Annotated in this window: 20 protein-coding genes; 15 read left to right on the forward strand and 5 right to left on the reverse strand. The window is 73.9% G+C overall.

Annotation, left to right across the window (positions count from 1 at the left end; genetic code table 11):
* The first annotated feature begins 156 nt into the window (after nt 1-156).
* On the forward strand, nt 157-1,011 hold the full coding sequence (locus WA788_RS06250) for a helix-turn-helix domain-containing protein (RefSeq protein ID WP_335972356.1): 855 nt from the start codon (nt 157-159) through the stop codon (nt 1,009-1,011).
* Nucleotides 1,008-1,256, forward strand: a complete 249-nt coding sequence (locus WA788_RS06255; protein WP_335972357.1) for a DUF397 domain-containing protein — start codon at nt 1,008-1,010, stop codon at nt 1,254-1,256. Before WA788_RS06250 ends, WA788_RS06255 begins: the two co-directional genes overlap by 4 nt.
* Here the strand turns inward: WA788_RS06255 and WA788_RS06260 are convergent.
* Nucleotides 1,231-2,412 (reverse strand): 8-amino-7-oxononanoate synthase, encoded by a 1,182-nt coding sequence (locus WA788_RS06260; RefSeq protein ID WP_335973012.1) that lies wholly within the window; start codon nt 2,410-2,412, stop codon nt 1,231-1,233. The two genes, WA788_RS06255 and WA788_RS06260, sit on opposite strands and share 26 nt — an antisense overlap.
* Before the next feature lie 243 nt (nt 2,413-2,655).
* Here WA788_RS06260 and bioB point away from each other — a divergent pair, with 243 nt between their 5' ends.
* Nucleotides 2,656-3,897 carry a biotin synthase BioB gene (gene bioB / locus WA788_RS06265; protein ID WP_335972358.1) on the forward strand — a complete coding sequence of 414 codons (1,242 nt, stop codon included), beginning with the start codon at nt 2,656-2,658 and terminating at the stop codon, nt 3,895-3,897.
* Nucleotides 3,890-5,194, forward strand: coding sequence for an adenosylmethionine--8-amino-7-oxononanoate transaminase (locus WA788_RS06270; RefSeq protein WP_335972359.1), 1,305 nt, complete (start codon nt 3,890-3,892; stop codon nt 5,192-5,194). Before bioB ends, WA788_RS06270 begins: the two co-directional genes overlap by 8 nt.
* An 81-nt stretch (nt 5,195-5,275) precedes the next feature.
* On the opposite strand, the gene WA788_RS06275 is transcribed toward WA788_RS06270, so the two are convergent.
* Entirely contained in the window at nt 5,276-6,607 is a 1,332-nt protein-coding gene (locus WA788_RS06275; protein WP_335972360.1) for a DUF3500 domain-containing protein, read from the reverse strand.
* Between the two features lie 292 nt (nt 6,608-6,899).
* Here WA788_RS06275 and bioD point away from each other — a divergent pair, with 292 nt between their 5' ends.
* On the forward strand, nt 6,900-7,637 hold the full coding sequence (bioD, locus tag WA788_RS06280; RefSeq protein WP_335972361.1) for a dethiobiotin synthase: 738 nt from the start codon (nt 6,900-6,902) through the stop codon (nt 7,635-7,637).
* Nucleotides 7,638-7,697: 60 nt separating this feature from the next.
* On the opposite strand, the gene WA788_RS06285 is transcribed toward bioD, so the two are convergent.
* Nucleotides 7,698-8,069, reverse strand: coding sequence for a fic family toxin-antitoxin system, toxin component (locus tag WA788_RS06285; RefSeq protein WP_335972362.1), 372 nt, complete (start codon nt 8,067-8,069; stop codon nt 7,698-7,700).
* The gene (locus WA788_RS06290) at nt 8,066-8,302 is read right to left on the reverse strand and encodes an antitoxin (RefSeq protein ID WP_335972363.1); all 237 of its coding nucleotides are present in this window, start codon (nt 8,300-8,302) and stop codon (nt 8,066-8,068) included. The genes WA788_RS06285 and WA788_RS06290 overlap by 4 nt, the downstream gene beginning before the upstream one ends.
* Before the next feature lie 115 nt (nt 8,303-8,417).
* Between WA788_RS06290 and WA788_RS06295 the strand changes: the two genes are divergently transcribed.
* The 8 genes from WA788_RS06295 (at nt 8,418) to mug (ending at nt 16,868) form a co-directional block, all read left to right on the forward strand.
* The gene (locus tag WA788_RS06295; RefSeq protein WP_335972364.1) at nt 8,418-8,840 is read left to right on the forward strand and encodes a GNAT family N-acetyltransferase; all 423 of its coding nucleotides are present in this window, start codon (nt 8,418-8,420) and stop codon (nt 8,838-8,840) included.
* Nucleotides 8,841-9,077: 237 nt separating this feature from the next.
* On the forward strand, nt 9,078-10,421 hold the full coding sequence (locus WA788_RS06300) for a hemolysin family protein (RefSeq protein WP_335972365.1): 1,344 nt from the start codon (nt 9,078-9,080) through the stop codon (nt 10,419-10,421).
* Nucleotides 10,418-11,434 carry a hemolysin family protein gene (locus WA788_RS06305; RefSeq protein ID WP_335972366.1) on the forward strand — a complete coding sequence of 339 codons (1,017 nt, stop codon included), beginning with the start codon at nt 10,418-10,420 and terminating at the stop codon, nt 11,432-11,434. The genes WA788_RS06300 and WA788_RS06305 overlap by 4 nt, the downstream gene beginning before the upstream one ends.
* Nucleotides 11,435-11,713: 279 nt before the next feature.
* Nucleotides 11,714-13,426: an aa3-type cytochrome oxidase subunit I gene (gene ctaD / locus WA788_RS06310; protein ID WP_335973015.1), complete on the forward strand. Its 1,713-nt coding sequence runs from the start codon at nt 11,714-11,716 to the stop codon at nt 13,424-13,426.
* 35 nt (nt 13,427-13,461) lie between these two features.
* Entirely contained in the window at nt 13,462-13,821 is a 360-nt protein-coding gene (locus WA788_RS06315) for a hypothetical protein (RefSeq protein ID WP_335972367.1), read from the forward strand.
* Between the two features lie 89 nt (nt 13,822-13,910).
* Nucleotides 13,911-14,777, forward strand: coding sequence for an SGNH/GDSL hydrolase family protein (locus WA788_RS06320; protein ID WP_335972368.1), 867 nt, complete (start codon nt 13,911-13,913; stop codon nt 14,775-14,777).
* Between the two features lie 40 nt (nt 14,778-14,817).
* Complete coding sequence (gene purB / locus WA788_RS06325; protein WP_335972369.1) at nt 14,818-16,251, forward strand: adenylosuccinate lyase; 1,434 nt, start codon at nt 14,818-14,820, stop codon at nt 16,249-16,251.
* The gene (gene mug / locus WA788_RS06330) at nt 16,248-16,868 is read left to right on the forward strand and encodes a G/U mismatch-specific DNA glycosylase (protein ID WP_443033989.1); all 621 of its coding nucleotides are present in this window, start codon (nt 16,248-16,250) and stop codon (nt 16,866-16,868) included. Before purB ends, mug begins: the two co-directional genes overlap by 4 nt.
* Here mug and WA788_RS06335 read toward each other — a convergent pair.
* On the reverse strand, nt 16,840-17,793 hold the full coding sequence (locus tag WA788_RS06335) for a LysR family transcriptional regulator (RefSeq protein ID WP_335972370.1): 954 nt from the start codon (nt 17,791-17,793) through the stop codon (nt 16,840-16,842). The genes mug and WA788_RS06335 overlap by 29 nt on opposite strands.
* Nucleotides 17,794-17,951: 158 nt before the next feature.
* On the opposite strand from WA788_RS06335, the gene WA788_RS06340 reads away from it, so the two are divergent.
* A complete protein-coding gene (locus tag WA788_RS06340; protein ID WP_335972371.1) occupies nt 17,952-18,695 on the forward strand; it encodes an SDR family oxidoreductase in 744 nt (247 codons plus the stop codon).
* Nucleotides 18,696-18,852: 157 nt separating this feature from the next.
* Entirely contained in the window at nt 18,853-20,010 is a 1,158-nt protein-coding gene (locus WA788_RS06345) for an ROK family protein (RefSeq protein WP_335972372.1), read from the forward strand.
* Nucleotides 20,011-20,107 lie beyond the last annotated feature (97 nt).

The raw sequence follows: 20,107 nt of genomic DNA on the forward strand, positions 1-20,107 counted from the left end.
CCTAATGCATATATCTGTCGCTCAAAACGGTGAACTCTGCTACGTGAGAACGCATTTGGTCGGCACACTGTCGTATCGCGCTGTTCGCGACGCACGGCACGCGTGCACGATGGCCACCGACGACCGCACGACTTCAGCCCAGGAGGCGCGAAACACATGGAACGAGTCCCGGCCGTACGCCGGCGCCGGCTCGGCGAGGAACTGCGCCGACTGCGCGATCTGACCGGTCTGACCAGCGAGGAGGCCGCCCGGCTCGCCGGCTGGCACCAGTCCAAGGTCAGCCGGATCGAGACCGGCCGGAGCAGCGTCCGCCCCGAGGACGTCCAAGTGCTGCTGGACGTGTACGCGGTGCACGACCGCGACCTGCGCGACCTGCTGGGGACCCTGGCCGGCCGCGGCTACCAGCGCGGCTGGTGGCACGACTTCCGCGACGTCCTGCCCACGGAGTACCGGGACTTCATCACCCTGGAGACCGGCGCGTGCCGGGCCCGCTCGATGGAGAACAGCGTGGTGCCGGGCCTGCTCCAGACCCCCGCCTACGCCCGCGCGCTGACCCGCGACGTGATGCCGCACCTGAGCGAACGCGAGGTGGACGCGCTCGTCGACGTACGGATAGCCAGACAGGCCGTCCTGCGCCAGGACCGGCCGCTGGAGCTGTGGGCGGTGCTCGACGAGTCGGTGCTGCGCCGCGAGGTGGGCGGCCCGGAGGTGATGGCCGGACAACTGCTGCGGCTGCACGAGGCGATGGAGCTGCCGCAGGTGCGCCTTCAGATCCTCCCGTTCACCGCGGGCGGACACCAGGGTGTGACAAATTCTTTCGTCATCTTCTCATATCCGCGCATTGCCGATCTGGACGTGGTTGTTGTCGACCATTTGACGAGTAGTCTCTACGTCGATCGGAAAGAGGACATCGCGGCGTACGGAGCAGCGTTCGCCCGATTGAGTGGCCGTTCTCTGCACAAGGAGGATTCGGCTGAGATGATCAACCGCATCCATAAGGAGTTCTCATGACCACGCTGCCCCGTTTCATTTCCTCCAGCCAGACGCTGACCGGCGCCCGTTGGCGCCGCAGCAGCCACAGCACCGCGGCGAACAACTGCGTCGAGGCCGCCCGACTGCCCTCGGGGGTGACCGCCGTCCGCGACTCCAAGGACGTCGCGGGCCCGGCGCTGCTCTTCGCCCCGCAGGCGTGGCGCGACTTCGTCCGCGACCTGGCGGCGGGGAGCCTGCTCAGCGCGGAGCGGTCCGGGCGATGACCTCGACCGCGTGCTGTACCTGCGGGCCGGTCAGGTCGCAGCGCGCGGTCAGCCGCAGCCGGGAGACCCCGTCCGGCACGGACGGCGGGCGGAAGCAGCCGACCGCCAGGCCCTCGTCCCGGCAGCGCGCCGCCCACGCCAACGCGCTGTCGGGCGAAGGCGCGCGCACGGAGACCACGCACGCGTCGGGCGCGGTGGCCTCCAGACCGCGCGCGGTGAGCAGCCGGTGGAAGTCCCGGGCCACCTGCCGGGCCCGGCCGGCCCGTTCGGGCTCGCGGCGCAGCAGCCGCAGCGCCGCCAGCGCGGCGCCCGCGGCGGCCGGCGCCAGACCGGTGTCGAAGATGAACGTCCGCGCCGCGTTGACGAGGTGCTCGATCACCGCGGCCGGGCCGAGCACCACCCCGCCCTGGGCGCCGAAGGACTTCGACAGGGTCGCGGTGCACACCACGTCGGGCGCGCCGGCGAGTCCGGCCCGGTGCGCGCTGCCGCGGCCGCCCTCGCCCATGACGCCCAGGCCGTGGGCGTCGTCGAGCAGCAGCGCCGCGCCGTACGCCCGGCAGGCCGCGGCGAGTTCGGCCAGCGGGGCCGCGTCGCCGTCGACGGAGAACACCGCGTCGCTGGCGACGAGCGCGGGGCCGCCGGGCGCGGCCGCCCCGGCCGCACCGTCCTGCCCGGGCGCTCGGGCGCCGCTGAGCGCCTTGCGCACGGCCTGGGGGTCGGCGTGCGCGACCACTTCGGTACCGGCCTTGGACAGCCGGCACCCGTCGATCAGCGAGGCGTGGTTGGCGGCGTCGGAGACCAGCAGCGTGCCGGGGCCGGTGAGCGCGGTGACGGCCGCGAGGTTGGCGGCGTAGCCGGAGGCGAAGACCAGGGCGGCCTCGAAACCGGTGAACGCGGCGATCTCCGCCTCGAGTTCGGCGTGCAGCGCGGTGCTGCCGGTGACCAGGCGGGAGCCGGTGGCGCCCGCGCCCCAGGTCAGGCAGGCGCCGGCGCCGGCCCGGACCACCTCCGGGTGGCGGGTCAGGCCGAGGTAGTCGTTGCCGGCCAGGTCCAGCAGTGCCGACTCCGCGGCGCGGGGGCGCAGTTCGCGGCGCAGCCCGGCGGCGCGGCGCAGCCGGTCCTGGGCGGTGAGCCAGCCGAACGGGCCGCCGGGCAGGACCTCGGGCACGGGGCCGGGGCCGCCGTCGGGGAGGGCTTCGGGCGCGCCGCCGGGGCGCCCGCCGGAGCCGTCGCCGGGCTGCCCGCCCGGCCGTTCGTGCTGCGCTGATCTGCTGTCCACGCCAGCAACGTACTCGGTGACCGGGCCCGTACCGGGTGTGGTGATGCACACATACCAGCGCGCCGATGTTGTGCGGCGCGCCATTGGCCGGGCCCGCCGCCGTAGGCGAGGATTGCGGGCATGGATCTGCTGACGGCACTGGTGGACAAGGGTCTGCGGCGCGAGTCGCCGACGCGGGACGAGGCGCTCGCGGTACTCGCGACCTCCGACGACGAACTGCTCGACGTGGTGGCGGCCGCGGGCCGGGTGCGCCGCAAGTGGTTCGGCCGCCGGGTCAAGCTCAACTACCTGGTGAACCTCAAGTCCGGCCTGTGCCCGGAGGACTGCTCGTACTGCTCGCAGCGGCTGGGCTCGAAGGCCGACATCCTGAAGTACACCTGGCTGCGGCCCGACGAGGCGGTCGCGGCGGCCACGGCGGGGGTGTCCGGCGGCGCGAAGCGGGTGTGCCTGGTGGCCAGCGGGCGCGGCCCGACCGACCGGGACGTGGACCGGGTCTCGAAGACCATCGAGGCGATCAAGGAGGGCAACGAGGGCGTGGAGGTGTGCGCGTGCCTCGGGCTGCTCTCCGGCGACCAGGCCGAGCGGCTGCGGGCCGCGGGCGCGGACGCGTACAACCACAACCTCAACACCTCCGAGGGCACCTACGCGGACATCACCACCACGCACACCTACGCCGACCGGGTCGACACGGTGCGGCAGGCGCAGGCGGCGGGGCTGTCGGCGTGCTCCGGGCTGATCGCGGGGATGGGCGAGAGCGACGCGGACCTGGTGGACGTGGTGTTCTCGCTGCGGGCGCTGGACCCGGACTCGGTGCCGGTCAACTTCCTGATCCCGTTCGAGGGCACCCCGCTGGCCAAGGAGTGGAACCTCACCCCGCAGCGGTGCCTGCGCATCCTGGCGATGGTGCGGTTCGTCTGCCCGGACGTGGAGGTGCGGCTGGCCGGCGGGCGCGAGGTGCACCTGCGCAGCATGCAGCCGCTCGCGCTGCACCTGGTCAACTCGATCTTCCTCGGGGACTACCTGACGAGCGAGGGGCAGGCCGGGCAGGCCGACCTCGACATGATCGCGGACGCGGGCTTCGAGGTGGAGGGCGCGGACACCACGACGCTGCCGGCGCACCGGCGCTCCGAGCAGCCGGCCGGCGAGGCGGCCGGTGCGGGCTGCGGCGGCCACGACTCGGCGTGCGGCACCTGCGAGCACGGCGCGCCGGAACCGGTGGCGGCGGCCGCGGCTTCGGCTTCGGCTTCGGCTTCGGCTTCGGCTTCAGCTTCCGCTGATGCCCCGTCAGGTGCCGGCGCCCGTACGGACCTGGTCGCCGTACGCCGCCGGGGCGCGGGGACGGACCTGCCGCCCAATGCCTGAACCGCTGCCCGTGGACGTGCTGCTGGACCTGGACCGGCGGCACGTCTGGCACCCGTACGGCCCGATGCCCGGCCGCCAGGAACCGCTGGTGGTCGCGTCGGCGTCGGGGGTGCGGCTGCGGCTGGCCGCGCCCGCGCAGGGCCGTACCGAACTCGTGGACGGCATGTCGTCGTGGTGGGCGGCGATCCACGGCTACCGGCACCCGGTGCTCGACGAGGCCGCCCACGCCCAGGTGGACCGGATGAGCCATGTGATGTTCGGCGGGCTCACCCACGAGCCGGCGGTGCGGCTGGCTACGCGGCTGGTGGAGATCACCCCGGAGCCGCTGCGGCACGTCTTCCTCGCGGACTCCGGTTCGGTGTCGGTCGAGGTGGCCCTCAAGATGTGCCTTCAGTACTGGCGTTCGCTCGGGCGGCCGGGCAAGCGGCGGCTGCTGACGTGGCGCGGCGGGTACCACGGCGACACCTGGCAGCCGATGTCGGTATGCGACCCGGATGGCGGTATGCACCATCTATGGTCCGGTGTGCTACAGGAGCAGGTCTTCGCGGACGCCCCGCCGCCAGGATTCGACGCGGAGCCGTCCGAGGCGTACACCGCCCACCTGCACGACCTGATCGGCCGCCACGCGGACGAGCTCGCCGCGGTCGTGGTGGAGCCGGTGGTGCAGGGCGCGGGCGGGATGGCCTTCCACTCCCCCGGCTACCTGCGGGTGCTGCGGGAGGCGTGCGACGCGCACGACGTGCTGCTGGTGTTCGACGAGATCGCCACCGGGTTCGGCCGCACCGGGCGGCTGTTCGCCGCCGACCACGCGGGCGTCGCGCCCGACGTGATGTGCGTCGGCAAGGCCCTCACCGGCGGGTACGTCTCCCTGGCCGCGGCCCTGTGCACCTCGCGGGTGGCCGAGGGGATCTCGCGCGGCGAGGTGCCGGTGCTCGCCCACGGCCCGACCTTCATGGGCAACCCGTTCGCCGCGGCCGTCGCGAACGCCTCCCTGGACGTGCTGCTCGACCAGGACTGGGCGACCGAGGTGAAGCGGATCGAGGCCGGGCTGCGCGAAGGGCTCGCCCCCGCGGCCGCGCTGCCCGGCGTGCGCGACGTCCGCGTGCTCGGCGCGATCGGCGTGGTCCAGCTCGACCACCCCGTCGACATGGACGCGGCCACCCGCGCCGCGGTCGCCGCCGGCGTCTGGCTGCGGCCCTTCCGCGACCTCGTCTACACCATGCCCCCCTACGTCACCGGCCCGGACGACATCGCCCGTATCTCCGCGGCCGTCGTCGCCGCGGCCACCGCCGCCTGACCGCCTGCCTGACCGCCCGGCCGCCGCTCCGGTGTGCGGCACCGCAGCGGCGGCCGGGCGGCGGGGTAACCGGCGGCGGGGCTACTGGTGGTGGGGCGAGGTCAGGTAGTGCTGGCGCAGCAGATCGCGGCCGTAGTCGTTGCCGTTCGGCGTGCGGACCACGGAGTGGACGTGCTGCTGGGTGGGGCCGTCGGCCCGGGTCTTGCCGTAGGCACCGCCGAGCGGGCCCGCGGCCTGGCAGTCGACCTCGATCCACAGCACGGGGCTGTGCACGCGCAGGTAGAACGGGTCGTCGTCGCCCGTGCCGCCGATCCAGGCGGCCCGGGTGTCGGCGAGGTGGCCGCGGATCTCGGCCATCTTCGCCTTCGCCAGGTCCGCCTTGCCGCGTGCGACGAAGACCTCGACCACCGCCAGGAGCTTCTCCTGCTGCGCGGGGGTCAGTTCGGTCGCCCGGATGCCGGCGTACGCCTCGACGGCGTTGTCCGCGAAGGCGCCCGCCTTCATGTCCTCGTCCGCCTTGCTGGACGAGATGACGGCGACCTTCTGCTGCGCCGCGGTCAGCGACTGGGCGAACGCCAGGCTCGCCTCGAGCTCCTGCGTGCAGACGCTGACGGTCTCGCCGTCGATCTCCAGCGAGGTCGGCTCGGTGCCCCAGAAGCAGGGGCTCATCACCACCTGGTCCCCGAGGACGAAGTAGTTGACGACCAGGTGGTGCCCGTCGAACTGGAAGCCCCACGGCTCGGTCGCCGAGGGCGTGCCCATCACCGTCCAGTAGTAGAGCACGTCGTTGAAGGTGTCGCTGTTGCCGACCAGGGTGCCCGCGGCCAGGTTGATCCGGCGGATGTTCTCCGTGGTCTCCAGGCCGTCCGCGCTCAGCGCCGCCCGCAGCAGGGCGGTGCCCAGGGCGTTCTGGTCGTCCGTCAGGTCCGCCAGCGAGACGCCCTGCCGCTTGAACCCGCCCGGGTCGAGGTTGCTCCACAGCCGCCACTCGGTGGAGTGGATGCCGAACTGCGTGGCGGACTTCTGGTCGTCGGCGAGGGCGGCGAGGAACTTCTCCGCCGCGGCGATCACCGGGGCGGTGGCGACGTGCTGGGAGTGGACGGTGAACAGGTCCCGGACGAGGCTGCCGTCGGTGGTCAGGCCGAAGAAGTCCTCGGTGATCGTCTGGCTGCCGACGCCCCCGCCGCCCGCGCCGGGGCCTCCCGGGGCACCGGTCGCGGTGGGCGTGGCGGTCGGGCTGTCCGTCGGGGTGGCGGTGGGCGTCGCGTCGTCCGCGAACGCCTTCGCGGCCGTGGCCCCCATGGTGGCGAAGGCCGCCACACCGCCGGCGGCGAACGCCCTGCGCATGAACCCTCGCCGGCTGTCGGCGTGCACCTGGGTGCCTTCGGTCGGGGCGTTCTCGCTGTCGGCCATTGACCGCTCCTTATCGTTGGGAGTCCTTGGGAGCCCTAGGGACGCGTGAGGCGTCTCGTTGGGGGAGGGAACCCTGGGGACTCTGGTCAAGAAGAATGAAAGGGACCTTAAAAACCGGTGAGATAACGCCCGAGGACGGGCCGGCCCGGCAAGTTGACGGAAAATCAACGGTCCGGAGCGCGGCCGCGACCGGTCCGGCGGCCGCCCGCGGCCGACGCCGACGGGAGACCCCGGTTTGTGCGGGGCGGGGGGTGGGCGTGCATGCTGGGGCTTTCCGAGGGGAGTTGCAGGCATGGCGATCGTTGTGGTGACCGGGACCGGCACCGAGGTGGGCAAGACGGTGGCGACGGCCGCGGTCGCGGCCGCGACCCTGGCGCAGGGGCTGAGCGTGGCGGTGCTCAAGCCGGCGCAGACCGGCGTCGCGGAGGGTGAGCCGGGGGACGCCGCGGAGGTGGCGCGGCTGGCCGGCGAGGTGACGGCGGTGGAGCTGGCGCGCTACCCGGAGCCGCTGGCCCCCGCGACGGCGGCGCGCCGCTCGGGCCGGGCGCCGATCACCCCGGCGGAGATCGCGGAGGCCGCGGCGAAGCTGTCCGCCGTCCATGACGTGGTGCTGGTGGAGGGCGCCGGGGGCCTGCTGGTCCGCTACGACGAGCAGGGCTCCACGCTCGCGGACGCGGCGGCGCTGATGCACGCGGGCGTGCTGCTGGTCGCACCGGCGGCGCTGGGCACCCTGAACGCGACGGCGCTCACCGCGGAGGCGCTGCGGGCGCGCCGGGTGAGCTGCCTCGGGGTGATCATCGGCAGCTGGGCGGCCGAACCGGGGCTGGCCGAGCGCTGCAACGTCGCGGACCTGCCGGAGTCGGCGGGCGCGCCGCTGCTCGGGGCGCTGCCGCAGGGCGCGGCGGCCCTGTCCCCGGCAGACTTCCGCACCGCGGCGCGCGACTGGCTCGCCCCGCAGCTCGGCGGGGTCTGGGACCAGGCCGCCTTCGCGCGGGTGTACGGCCCGCCGCAGCCGGTCACGCAGGGGTAGGGGTACGCAGGGCTACGGCTACGGCTACGGCGGTAGGGTCCGGGTACGGTGCGGGTGGCGTCAGCGCGTCCAGGCGCGCAGTTCGGCCGCGATGCCTTCCACGCCGACCCCGCCGTCCTTGATCAGGCGGGCCAGGTCGCGGACGCGTTCCGGTGACGTGGTGACCTTCAGCCCCTCCGCGACGAGGTAGGCGTAGGCGACGGCGGTGGCGAACAGCGCGTTGGAGCGTTCTAGGGCCGGGATGTGCATCAGCAGTTGGAGGAGCGCGGCGGCCCGCAGGTGCTCGTCGTCGTACACGGGGCGGCCGAATATCTCGGCGCCGTGCCGGCTCACGGCGGCCACCAGCGCGCCCCAGTCGGTGACCTGCGGGTCCCCCGGTGTGTTGTGCTCGGCGACCATCAGCAGCCACGCGAGGTCGATCCGCAGGGTCAACGGGCGCCTTCTCCGGTGCGGGGGGCGGCGTCGAACTCCTCGTCGAAGACGGCTTCGTAGCGCTTCATGAAGTCGGCCGCGGCCTCGACGAACGCCCGGCCCTTCTCCCCCTCGTCCTGGCGGACGAGCTCCTCGATGTAGCGGTTCACGCTGATGCCGCGCTGCGAGGCGCGTTCCCGCGCCGTCTCCGCGGTGGCTTCGTCCACCCGCACGTTCAACTGGGTTTTCGCCATGCGTCCACGCTAGCGCCGGGGCGCTAGTAGCGGCAAGACCGCGCTGGGCCGGTGCCGCGTCTCGCATGGCGGAAATGGTGGGGGCTCACGGGGGAGCGGCTGCTTGGGTGGGGGGATGAACGATCTTCGGATACGGCCGGCCGGCGCGGCCGACGCGAGCGCGGTGCTGGCGTTCTGGCGGGTCGCCGCGGAGGGGACCAGCATCAGCGACGACGAGGCGGGGGTGGTCGGGCTGGTCACGCGCGACTCGGAGGCGCTGCTGCTCGCCGAGCGGGACGGGGTGCTGGTCGGCTCGGTCATCGCCGGGTTCGACGGGTGGCGGTGCCACCTGTACCGGCTGGCCGTTCACCCGGACGCCCGCAGGCAGGGGGTTGCCCGGGCGCTCCTGGCCGCCGCGGAGGAGCGGTTCCTTTCGGTCGGGGGGCGGCGCGGTGACGCGATGGTCCTCGTCGCCAACGAGCGGGCTCAGTACGCCTGGCGTGCGAGTGGGTATCTTCCGGAGGAGCGGTGGCGGAGGTGGACCAAACAGTTGCGCTAGCCCTTCCCCCGGCCCACCCTGCCGCCCGGGGTGCCCCGTCCTGTGAGACCCGGACCCGACCCCGGTGGACAGCTGGCCGCGCAGTTCCCCGCGCCCCCAATGTGCTCAGCCACTCCCCGGAGCCGGTGGACGGCTCGTCGCGCCCCCATTCGCTCGGCAGATTGCTCGGCCGTTTCCCGGGGCGGCGGGGGTGCGGAGGGGTGGGGGTGGGGGTGATCATGGGGGCGAGGTGGTGGGATGACGGAGACGGTGCTGGTGGCGGTGGCGGTGCTGCTGACGTTCGTGTGCGGGGGGTTCGTCGCGGCGGAGTTCTCGTTGACGACGGTGGAGCGGGGGGAGCTGGAGCGGGCGGCGGCGGGCGGGGAGCGCGGGGCGGGGACGGCGCTGGCGGCGGTGCGGTCGCTGACGGTGCAGCTGTCGGGCGCGCAGCTCGGGATCACCGTGACGGGCCTGGTGATCGGGATGCTCGCCGAGTCGTCGGTGGCGAAGCTGCTGCGCGGCCCGCTGCGGGCGGCGGGCCTGCCGGCGTCGGCCGCGGCGTCCCTCGCCCTGGTGCTGGGCACGGCGTTGTCGACGGTGGCGCTGATGGTCATCGGCGAGCTGATCCCGAAGAACTGGGCGATCTCGCGCCCGCTGGAGGTGGTGAAGACGGTGGCGGGCCCGCAGCGGGCGTTCAGCACCGCGTTCGGCCCGCTGATCCGGCACCTGAACAACACCGCGAACCGGGTGCTGCGCCGTTTCGGCCTGGAGCCGGCCGAGGAGCTGGCCTCGGCGCGCGGCCCGCAGGAGCTGCGCGCGCTGGCCCGGCACTCGGCGAAGGCGGGCGCGCTGGAGCAGGACACCGCGGAGCTGTTCGTCCGCACCATCGGCCTGGCCGACCTGACCGCGCAGAACGTGATGACCCCCCGGGTCCAGGTCACCGCGCTGGAGGCGCGCGCCACCGCCGAGGACGTCGCGAACGCCACCCGCGCCACCGGCCTGTCCCGCTTCCCGGTCTACCGCGGCACCCTCGACACGGTCGTCGGCACCGTGCACATCAAGGACGTGCTGGCCGTACCGGGCGAGCGCAGGGCCCGGGTGCCGGTGACCGACCTGCTGCGCGAACCGCTGCTGGTGCCGCACTCCCTCGCCGTGGACCGGCTGCTCGACCGGTTCAGCAGCCGCCGCTCGATGGCGGTGGTGATCGACGAGTACGGCGGCACCGCGGGCGTCGCGACGCTGGAGGACATCGTGGAGGAGGTCGTCGGCGAGGTGCGCGACGAGCACGACCCGTTCGAGGCGCCCGAGCTGCGCCTGCTGCGCGAGGACCCGCTCGGCCGCCGTACCTATGACGCGGACGGCGCCGCCCGCACCGAGGACCGGCTGGAGCGGATCGGGCTGCACGCGCCGGACGGCCCGTACGAGACGCTCGCCGGTCTGGTCGCGCACCGGCTCGGGCGGATTCCGCGGCGCGGCGACACCGTCGAGGTGGAGGGCTGGCGGATCGAGGTGACCGACGCGAGCGGGCGGCGGGCGGCCCGCACCCGGCTGGTCTCCCCGCCGAGCGCGCCGGAGGACGACCCGGGCGGGCCGGCCCGGTGACCGCCGTCCAGCTGGTGGTGGGCCTGCTCACCATCGTGGCGAACGCCTACTTCGTCGGCGCCGAGTTCTCCCTGATCTCGGTGCGCCGCGACCAGGTCGAGCCGCGCGCCGAGGAGGGCGACCGCCGGGCGCGGCGGGTGCTGTGGGGCCTGGAGCACGTCTCGCCGCTGCTGGCCGCCGCCCAGCTGGGCGTCACCGCCTGCACCCTGGTGCTGGGCATCGTGGCCGAGCCGGCGATCACGCACCTGCTGGAGCCGCTGTTCCACGCGGCGCACGTGCCGGACGGCGCGGTGCACCCGGTGTCGTTCGTGATCGCGCTGGCGGTGGCGACCTATCTGCACATGCTCTTCGGCGAGATGGTGCCGAAGAACGTCGCGCTGGCCGACCCGGTGCGCTCCGCGCTGCTGCTGGGGCCGCCGCTGGTCGCCCTGACCCGGGCGCTGCGCCCGCTGATCTTCGCGATCAACGCGCTGGCCAACGCCGGACTGCGCCTGGTGCGGGTGGAGCCGCGCAGCGAGATCGCCGCGGTCTTCTCCGACGAGGAGCTGTCCCGGATGGTGGTGGACGCGGGGGCGGCCGGGCTGCTGGACGAGCGGGCCGCCGAGCGGCTGCGGGACGCGCTGGAGCTGGGCCGGCGGCCGGTCGGCGAGGTCGTCCTGCCGGCGGAGCAGGTGGTACGGGTCCGGCTGGGGGTCACCGCGGAGGAGTTGGAGGCGCTGGGCGCCCGAACGGGCCTGTCCCGTTTCCCGGTCGCCGACGACGACGGGCGGGTGCTGGGCTACCTCCACGTCAAGGACGCCCTGGACGCCGAGGAGCGCGACGAGCCGCTGCCGCGGTCGGCGCTGCGCCGTATCCCCCGGCTTGCGGCCGCCACGCCGCTCGACGACGCGCTCACCGCGATGCGGGCCGCGCGTGCGCACCTGGCGGCGGTCGTGGACGCCGGCGGGCGCGGGGTCGGCCTGGTGACGATGGCGGACGTCCTCAAGGAGCTGGTCGGCCGGGGCCGGCCCTGACCGCCCCGCCTCCCCGTTTCCCGCCCGCCCCGCTCCACCCGCTCCTGCTTCTACCCGACTAACGGGCTTTTCGCCCTAGCCGACTATTGATCAACCCGGCTGACCTGTCGGCGCGGCCGCTTCTGCGCCCGCCGCGGCCGTTGCCATGCTTCGCCTACGGCCGGGTCGCGGGCGGGCGCCGCTCTTTGGCGCCGCCGGGTCCGCGGGGCTTCGTGCGGGCCCGTTCCGTGTTCTTTCAGGTCCATCTCAGGGAGTGATGACGTGGCGGCGGGCAGCACCATGGAGCCGGTCGGGGCCGACGAGGAGTACGCCGACGAGGTCCCGGCCCGGCGCAGACGCCCGGGCAGCGTTGTCGTGAGCTGGATGACGACCACCGACCACAAGACGATCGGCACGCTGTACCTGGTGACGTCGTTCGCGTTCTTCCTGATCGGCGGGGTGATGGCGCTGCTGATGCGGGCCGAACTGGCCCGCCCGGGGATCCAGATCCTGTCGGAGGAGCAGTACAACCAGGCGTTCACGATGCACGGCACCGTGATGCTGCTGATGTTCGCGACGCCGCTGTTCTCCGGCTTCACCAACTGGATCATGCCGTTGCAGATCGGCGCGCCCGACGTGGCGTTCCCGCGGCTGAACATGCTCGCGTACTGGCTCTACCTGTTCGGTTCGCTGATCGCGGTCGGCGGTTTCCTCACCCCGCAGGGCGCGGCGGACTTCGGCTGGTTCGCGTACTCGCCGCTGTCCAACGCGATCAACTCCCCCGGCGTCGGCGGCGACATGTGGGCCATGGGTCTGGCGCTGTCGGGGTTCGGCACGATCGTCGGCGCGGTCAACTTCATCACCACGATCATCGGCATGCGGGCGCCGGGAATGACGATCTTCCGGATGCCGATCTTCACCTGGAACGTGCTGCTCACCTCGCTGCTGGTCCTGTTCGCCTTCCCGGTGCTCGCGGCCGCGCTGCTGTGCCTGGAGGCGGACCGGAAGTTCGGCGCGCACGTCTTCGACGCGGCCAACGGCGGCGCGATCCTGTGGCAGCACCTGTTCTGGTTCTTCGGCCATCCCGAGGTGTACATCATCGCGCTGCCGTTCTTCGGGATCGTCAGCGAGGTGATCCCGGTGTTCTCCCGCAAACCGATCTTCGGCTACCTCGGGCTGATCGCGGCGACCATCTCCATCGCGGGCCTTTCCGTGACGGTGTGGGCGCACCACATGTACGTCACCGGGGCGGTGCTGCTGCCGTTCTTCTCCTTCATGACGTTCCTGATCGCGGTGCCGACCGGGGTGAAGTTCTTCAACTGGATCGGCACCATGTGGAAGGGCTCACTGAGCTTCGAGACGCCGATGCTGTGGTCCATCGGCTTCCTGATCACCTTCCTGTTCGGCGGGCTGACCGGGGTGATCCTGGCGGCGCCGCCGCTGGACTTCCACGTCTCGGACTCGTACTTCGTGGTCGCGCACTTCCACTACGTCGTCTTCGGCACGGTGGTCTTCTCGATGTTCGCCGGCTTCCACTTCTGGTGGCCGAAGATGACCGGCAAGATGCTCGACGAGCGGCTGGGAAAGATCACCTTCTGGACGCTGTTCTTCGGCTTCCACGGCACCTTCCTCGTCCAGCACTGGCTGGGGGTGATCGGCATGCCGCGCCGCTACGCGGACTACCTGGCCGCCGACGGCTTCACCACCCTCAACACAGTCTCCACGATCAGCTCCTTCCTGCTCGGCCTGTCGATGCTGCCGTTCCTCTACAACGTCTGGAAGACGGCGAAGTACGGCAAGAAGGTCGACGTGGACGACCCCTGGGGGTACGGCCGTTCGCTGGAGTGGGCGACCTCCTGCCCGCCGCCGCGGCACAACTTCGTGACGCTGCCGCGTATCCGCTCCGAGTCCCCGGCGTTCGACCTGCACCACCCGGACATCGCGCACCTGGACGAGCTCACCAACCGGCCCGACGAGTCACTGACCGTGGCGCCGGGCGACAAGCAGCAGTAGCCGCCCAACGGCCCGACCACCGGACGGGAGCGCTCGTGCGCACGGACAGGAACGACCAGACGGAAGCGAGCGGGTACTCCGGGCTCGAACGGCTCGAGGGCTATCTGCTGTGGAACGCGGAGGTGGCCCAGGCCCACCGCGCGGCGGGCCGCTTCGCCGGCCATCTGCCGTGGCTGACCACGGCGGAGCGCGAGGAGGTCGAACGGGCCTACGTCGCCGACCGGTTGCTGCTCTCCCAGGAGACGCTGCACCGCATCGCCGACCGCGCCGCTCAGCTGCGCGCGGAGTACACCGGGCGCTATCTGCTGCTGAAGCGGCGGTGCGTGGCGGCCGCCGTGGTCGGGGGCAGCGCGGCGGCGGGGGCGGCGGGCGCGGCCGCGTACCTGGCCAGGTGAGGGCGGCGGCGCTTGCCGAGGGGCGCCGGCGGCGCCGGCCCGCGACCGCGGTCCCGCACCGCCGTACGCGCCGGTAGGATCTTGTCGCCATGCAGACGCCAGCCACCTTCTCCAGCCTCGTCGCCGTCGGGGACTCCTTCACCGAGGGCATGTCGGACCTGCTGCCCGACGGTTCCTATCGCGGGTGGGCGGACCTGCTCGCGGCGCGGCTCGCCGCGGCCTCCCGGGAGGCGGGCGGCCCGGGGGTGCGCTACGCGAACCTCGCGGTGCGCGGCAAGCTGATCCGGCAGATCTCCGACGAGCAGGTGGACGCGGCGGCCGCGATGCGCCCGGACGTGATCACGCTGGTCGGCGGGCTCAACGATGTCCTGCGGCCGGGCTGCGACGTGCCGGCGGTGTGCGCGGTGCTGGAGAGCTGTGTGCGGCGCCTCGCGCCGGCCTGCGACCGCCTGGTGCTGATGCGCAGCCCGATCCGGCGCGGCCCGGTCGCCACGAGGTTCCTGCCGCGGATGCTGGAGCTGTTCGACTTCGTGGACGCGCTGGCGGCCGAGCACGGCGCGGCCGTGGTCGACCTGTACGGGGCGCACGTGCTGGGCGACGACCGGATGTGGGCGGAGGACCGGCTGCACCTGACCGCGCAGGGCCACGAGCGGGTCGCGGAGGCGGTCTGGCAGGCGCTCGGCCTGCCCGCGCAGAGCGACTGGACCCGCCCGCTGCCGCCGGCGGTGCGCGCCGGATGGGCCGCCCGCCGGCTGTCGGACGCGCGCTTCACCCGCACGCATCTGCTGCCCTGGATCGGCCGCCGCCTGACCGGGCGCTCCAGCGGCGACGGCCGCGACCCCAAGCGGGCGCAGCTGCTGCCGTACGAGGTGCCGCTGCCGGGGGCGGCGCTGGGTACGGAGCCGGGGGCGCTGCCCGGCGCGGCGCCGGACGCGGTGCCGGGCGCCGACGTCTGAGCGTCCGGGGCACCGCTCGCGACCAGTAGAATCAGCCCACGTGACAGCCAAGCCGCGTATCCCGAATGTCCTCGCCGGTCGCTATGCCTCGACGGAGCTGGCCGCCTTGTGGTCGCCCGAGCAGAAGGTGGTGCTGGAGCGCCGGCTGTGGCTGGCGGTGCTGCGCGCCCAGGCCGATCTGGGCGTCGAGGTGCCGGCCGGCGCCATCGAGGACTACGAACGGGTGCTGGAGCAGGTCGACCTGGAGTCGATCGCGCGCCGCGAGCAGGTCACCCGGCACGATGTGAAGGCCCGGATCGAGGAGTTCAACGCGCTCGCCGGGCACGAGCAGGTGCACAAGGGCATGACCTCGCGCGACCTGACCGAGAACGTCGAGCAGTTGCAGATCCGGCTGTCCCTGGAGCACGCCCGGGACCGCACGGTCGCGGTGCTGGCCCGGCTCGGGCAGCTCGCCGCGCAGTACGGCGAGCTGGTGGTGGCCGGCCGCTCGCACAACGTCGCGGCGCAGGCGACCACGCTGGGCAAGCGGTTCGCGACCGCCGCCGACGAGCTGCTGGTGGCGTTCGGGCGGGTGGAGGAGCTGCTGTCCCGCTACCCGCTGCGCGGCGTCAAGGGCCCGGTCGGCACCGCCCAGGACATGCTGGACCTGCTCGGCGGGGACAGCGGCAGGCTCGCCGAGCTGGAGCGCCGGGTCGCCGGGCACCTGGGCTTCTCGCAGGTGTTCGGCTCCGTCGGCCAGGTCTATCCGCGCTCGCTGGACTACGAGGCGGTGACCGCGCTGGTGCAGCTGGCGGCGGCGCCCTCGTCGCTGGCGAAGACGATCCGGCTGATGGCCGGGCACGAACTGGTCACCGAGGGCTTCAAGCCCGGCCAGGTCGGCTCCTCGGCGATGCCGCACAAGATGAACACCCGTTCCTGCGAGCGGGTCAACGGCCTGATGGTGGTGCTGCGCGGCTACGCCTCGATGACCGGGGAGCTGGCCGGCGACCAGTGGAACGAGGGCGACGTGTCCTGCTCGGTGGTGCGCCGGGTCGCGCTGCCGGACGCGTTCTTCGCGTTCGACGGGCTGCTGGAGACGTTCTTGACGGTGCTGGACGAGTTCGGGGTGTTCCCGGCCGTGGTGGCGCGCGAACTCGACCGCTACCTGCCGTTCCTGGCCACCACGAAGGTCCTGATGGGCGCGGTGCGGGCCGGGGTGGGCCGCGAGGCCGCCCACGAGGCGATCAAGGAGAACGCGGTGGCGTCGGCGCTGGCGATGCGCGAGCAGGGCACCGAGCGCAACGAACTGCTGGACCGGCTCGCCGCCGACCCCCGCATCCCGCTGGACCGGGCGGCGCTGGACGCGCTGATGGCCGACCGGCTGCCGTTCACCGGCGCCGCGGCCGACCAGGTCGCGCAGGTCGCGCGCCGCGTCGAGGAGGTCGTCAAGGCCCACCCGCAGGCGGCCGCCTACCGGCCCGGGGCGATCCTCTGACGCCGGAGGAGGAGGCGCAGGCCCGCACCCGCGGGCTGCCCGACATCGTCGGGCCGGGGCTGCGGGTGCTGTTCTGCGGGATCAACCCCGGGCTGCTGTCGGCGTACCGGGGCGAGCACTTCGCCCGGCCGGGCAACCGGTTCTGGCCGGCGCTGCACGCCTCGGGCTTCACCCCGCGCCGGTACGCGCCCGCCGAGCAGCACGGCGCGCTCGCGCTCGGCTTCGGGCTGACGAACCTGGCCGGGCGGGCGACCGCGCGCGCCGACGAGCTGGCCGCGGCGGAGCTGGTGGCCGGCGGTGCGCGGCTGGCGGCGAAGGTCGCCCGGTACGAGCCGCGGTGGCTGGCGGTGCTGGGGGTGAGCGCCTACCGGGTGGCGTTCGCCGACCGGCACGCCGCCGTCGGCCCGCAGCAGCGCACGCTGGGCGCGACCCGCGTGTGGGTGCTGCCGAGCCCCAGCGGACTCAACGCGCACTGGCCGCCGGCGGCGCTGGCCGCGGAGTTCGCCCGGCTGCACGCGGCCGCCTTCCCCGGCGCCCCGGGCTCGCCGCCGGGCGGCGTGCACCCGGGCGGCGTGCACCCGGGCGGCGTCAAGGGCGCGCGTCCACCGGCGGTGTGAGCAGGCGGCGCGCGGCGTCCACGAAGTCCGCGACGAGCGGGCTGCGGTCGTCCGCGCGGGCGGCCACGACGACCTGGCACGGCTCGATGCCGTCCACGGGCACCACCGCGAGGTCGTCGCGTTCGGCGCAGCGCCGGTCGTAGGCGGGCACCAGGGCCACCGAGCGGCCGTCCGCGACGCCTTCGAGCTTGTCCTCGAAGGTCTCGGCGAGCAGCGGGCCGAGCGGGGCCCGGGTGCCGTCGGGGTGGGGGTCGAGCCGCCAGAAGCCGGTCCAGGCCGCGGCCATGCCCGCGCAGGCGACGAGGGGTTCGCCGGCGAAGTCGTCCGGGCCGACCGACTCCTTCCCGGCCAGGCGGTGGTCCGCGGGCACCAGCAGCGCCCGCGGCTCGTCGTAGAGCACGCTGACGCGCAGGCCGTCGTCCGGGATGGGCAGCGGGGTGCGGGCGACGAGCACGTCGACCTTGTGCTCGGGCAGGGCGCGGGTCTCGTCCCAGTCCAGGTGCCGGGTGCGGACGTGGGCCCGCGGGTGGCGGCGGCGCACCTCCCGTACGGCGGCGGTGACGACGAGGTCCTCGACGTATCCGACGGTGACGGTGTGCTGCGGCCCTGCCGCGCGGGCGGCGCGGGTGGCCTGCCCGGCGGCTTGCAGGAGGGCCTGCGCCTGCGGCAGGAAGGCCGCCCCGGCCGCGGTGAGGGTGCTGCCCTGGGTGGTGCGGTCCAGCAGCCGCACCCCGAGGGTCTCCTCCAACCGCTGGATCTGGCGGCTGAGCGAGGGCTGGGCGATGTGCAGTTCCTGCGCGGCGCGGGCGTAGTGCAGGTGCTCGGCGACGACGGTGAAGTACCGGACCAGCCGCAGGTCGAGGTCCGGGTCGGGCCCGGCCGCCTGCGGGCCGGGCGCCGCGGCGGGCTCGGTGGCATCGGTCATTCCCTCAGCGTACTCGTGATGCGGATCGCGTATGACGTGGTGCGAAACAGGTCTTGGACGCCCCGGTCCGGGCGGAGGTTGACTCGTGTCAGTCCCGCCGAGGCCGCTGCCCGGGGGACGTCGACCAGCAACCCACTCCTGAACCGAGGGTGTCCGCCATGGGCAAGTACACAGGCAAGAACGTCGTGATCACCGGAGGCAGCACGGGCCTGGGCCTGGCCACCGCCCGGCTCCTGACGGACGGGGGCGCCCGCGTCCTGATCACCGGGCGGGGGCAGGACGCGCTGGACGCGGCCCGCGCGCAGCTCGGCGACCGGGCGGTCGCGGTGCGCGGTGACGCCTCCTCGCTGCCGGACCTGGAAGCGCTGGCCGACCGGGTGAAGGCCGAACTGGGCAGCGTGGACGCCCTGTTCGCCAACGCCGGCATCAACGGCTTCGCGCCCTTCGAGGCGACCGGCGAGGAGCTGTACGACCAGCTGATGACCGTCAACGCCAAGGGTCCGTACTTCACCGTGCAGAAGCTCGCCCCGCTGCTGGCCGAGGGCAGCGGCGTGGTGCTCACCACCTCGGTGGTCAACGTGCTCGGGATGCCGACGCTGAGCGCCTACGCGGCCAGCAAGGCGGCGCTGCGCTCCATGACCCGCAGCCTGGCCCGCGAGCTGCTGCCGCGCAAGGTCCGCGTCAATGCGGTCAGCCCCGGCCCGATCGACTCGGGCATCCTGGAGAAGTCGATGCCCGAGGAGGCCGCCGAGCAGACCAGGGCGCAGATGGCCGCGCAGCTGCCGATGCTGCGGGTGGGCACCCCGGACGAGGTGGCCCGGGCGGTCGCCTTCCTCGCCTTCGACGCCACCTTCACCACCGGCGCGGAGTTCCCGGTGGACGGCGGCGGCTCCCAGTTGTGACGGCGGCGGCCACCCGGGTGCCTTGCGCCTGGTAACTTCGCCGGACGGCGGGTCGGCGCCGGGGGGCGCGGCGGGCGGCGGGGCGGCGGCGGCACTCGCCGCGCGGCGCCGCGGCGGGTACGATCCGCCACACAGGTACAGGCTGGGAGGACACACCTTGGAGCGCCTCACCGGTGGGGACCCGTCGCTGCTCAGGCGGATCAACTCCGCGGTCGTCCTCCACGCCCTGCGCGGCGCGCAGACCCCCACCCTCACCGAGCTGGTGCACAGCACCGGGCTGTCCCGGCCGACGGTCGAGGGCGTCATCGAGGGGCTGACCGAGACCGGCCTGGTGGTCGAGGTCTCCCCGGAGCCGGGTGACACCCGCAAGCAGGGCCGCCCGGCCCGCCGGTTCCGCTTCCACGCCGAGGCGGGCCACCTGCTGGGCATCGAGATCGGCGCGCACCAGGTGCGGGCGGTGCTCTCCGACCTCAGCGGCCAGGTGCTCGACACGCTCGGCCACGACGTGGCGGAGGCGGCCGGCGCCGACGACCGGATCGACCGGGTCCGCGCCACCGTCGCCGACCTGCTGCGCCGGGCGGGCGTGGCGCGCAGCACCCTGTGGGCGGTGGGCGTGGGCAGCCCGGGCATCGTGGAGGCGGGCGGCGAGGTGCGGCTCGGCACCGCGCTGCCGGGCTGGACCGGGCTGCCGCTCGGCGAGCGGCTGCAACGCTCCTTCCGCTGCCCGGTGCTGGTGGAGAACGATGCGAACGTGGCGGCGGTCGCCGAGCACTGGAAGGGTGCGGCGGTCGGCACGGACGACGTGGTGTTCGTGCTCGCCGGGCTGAGCCCGGGTGCCGGTTCGCTGATCGGGGGGCGGCTGCACCGCGGTTTCGGCGGCGCCGCCGGGGAGATCGGCGCGCTGCACCTGCTGGGGCGCGAGGTGACCCCGGAGCACCTGCTGTCGACCACGGGGACCCCGCTGCACCCGCTGGACGAGCCCGCTGTGGAGCGGGTGTTCGCGCTGGCCCGCGAGGGCGACGTGCAGGCGAAGGACGCGGTGGACCGGTTCCTGCGGCGGCTGGTGCACGACGTGGCCGCGCTGGTGCTGGCGATCGACCCGGAGCTGGTGGTGGTCGGCGGCTGGGCGGCCGGCCTGGACGGCGTACTGGAGCCGCTGCGGGCGGAGTTGGCCCGCTACTGCCTGCGGCCGCCGAACGTGGTGCTGTCGGCGCTGGGCCAGGAGGCGATCGCCACGGGGGCGCTGCGGCTGGCGCTGGACCACGTGGAGGAGCAGTTGTTCGCGGTCGAGCAGACGTCGCTGCCGCGGCACTGAGCCCTTCGGCGGGCGGCCGCTCGAAGGGACCGCCGGCAAATGCTGACAGACGCCGACAGACGCCGCCGGCCCGCGCCCGTAGGGATACGGGAGCGGG

The sequence above is a fragment of the Streptomyces sp. CA2R106 genome (assembly GCF_037034245.1).
Taxonomy (GTDB): domain Bacteria; phylum Actinomycetota; class Actinomycetes; order Streptomycetales; family Streptomycetaceae; genus Actinacidiphila.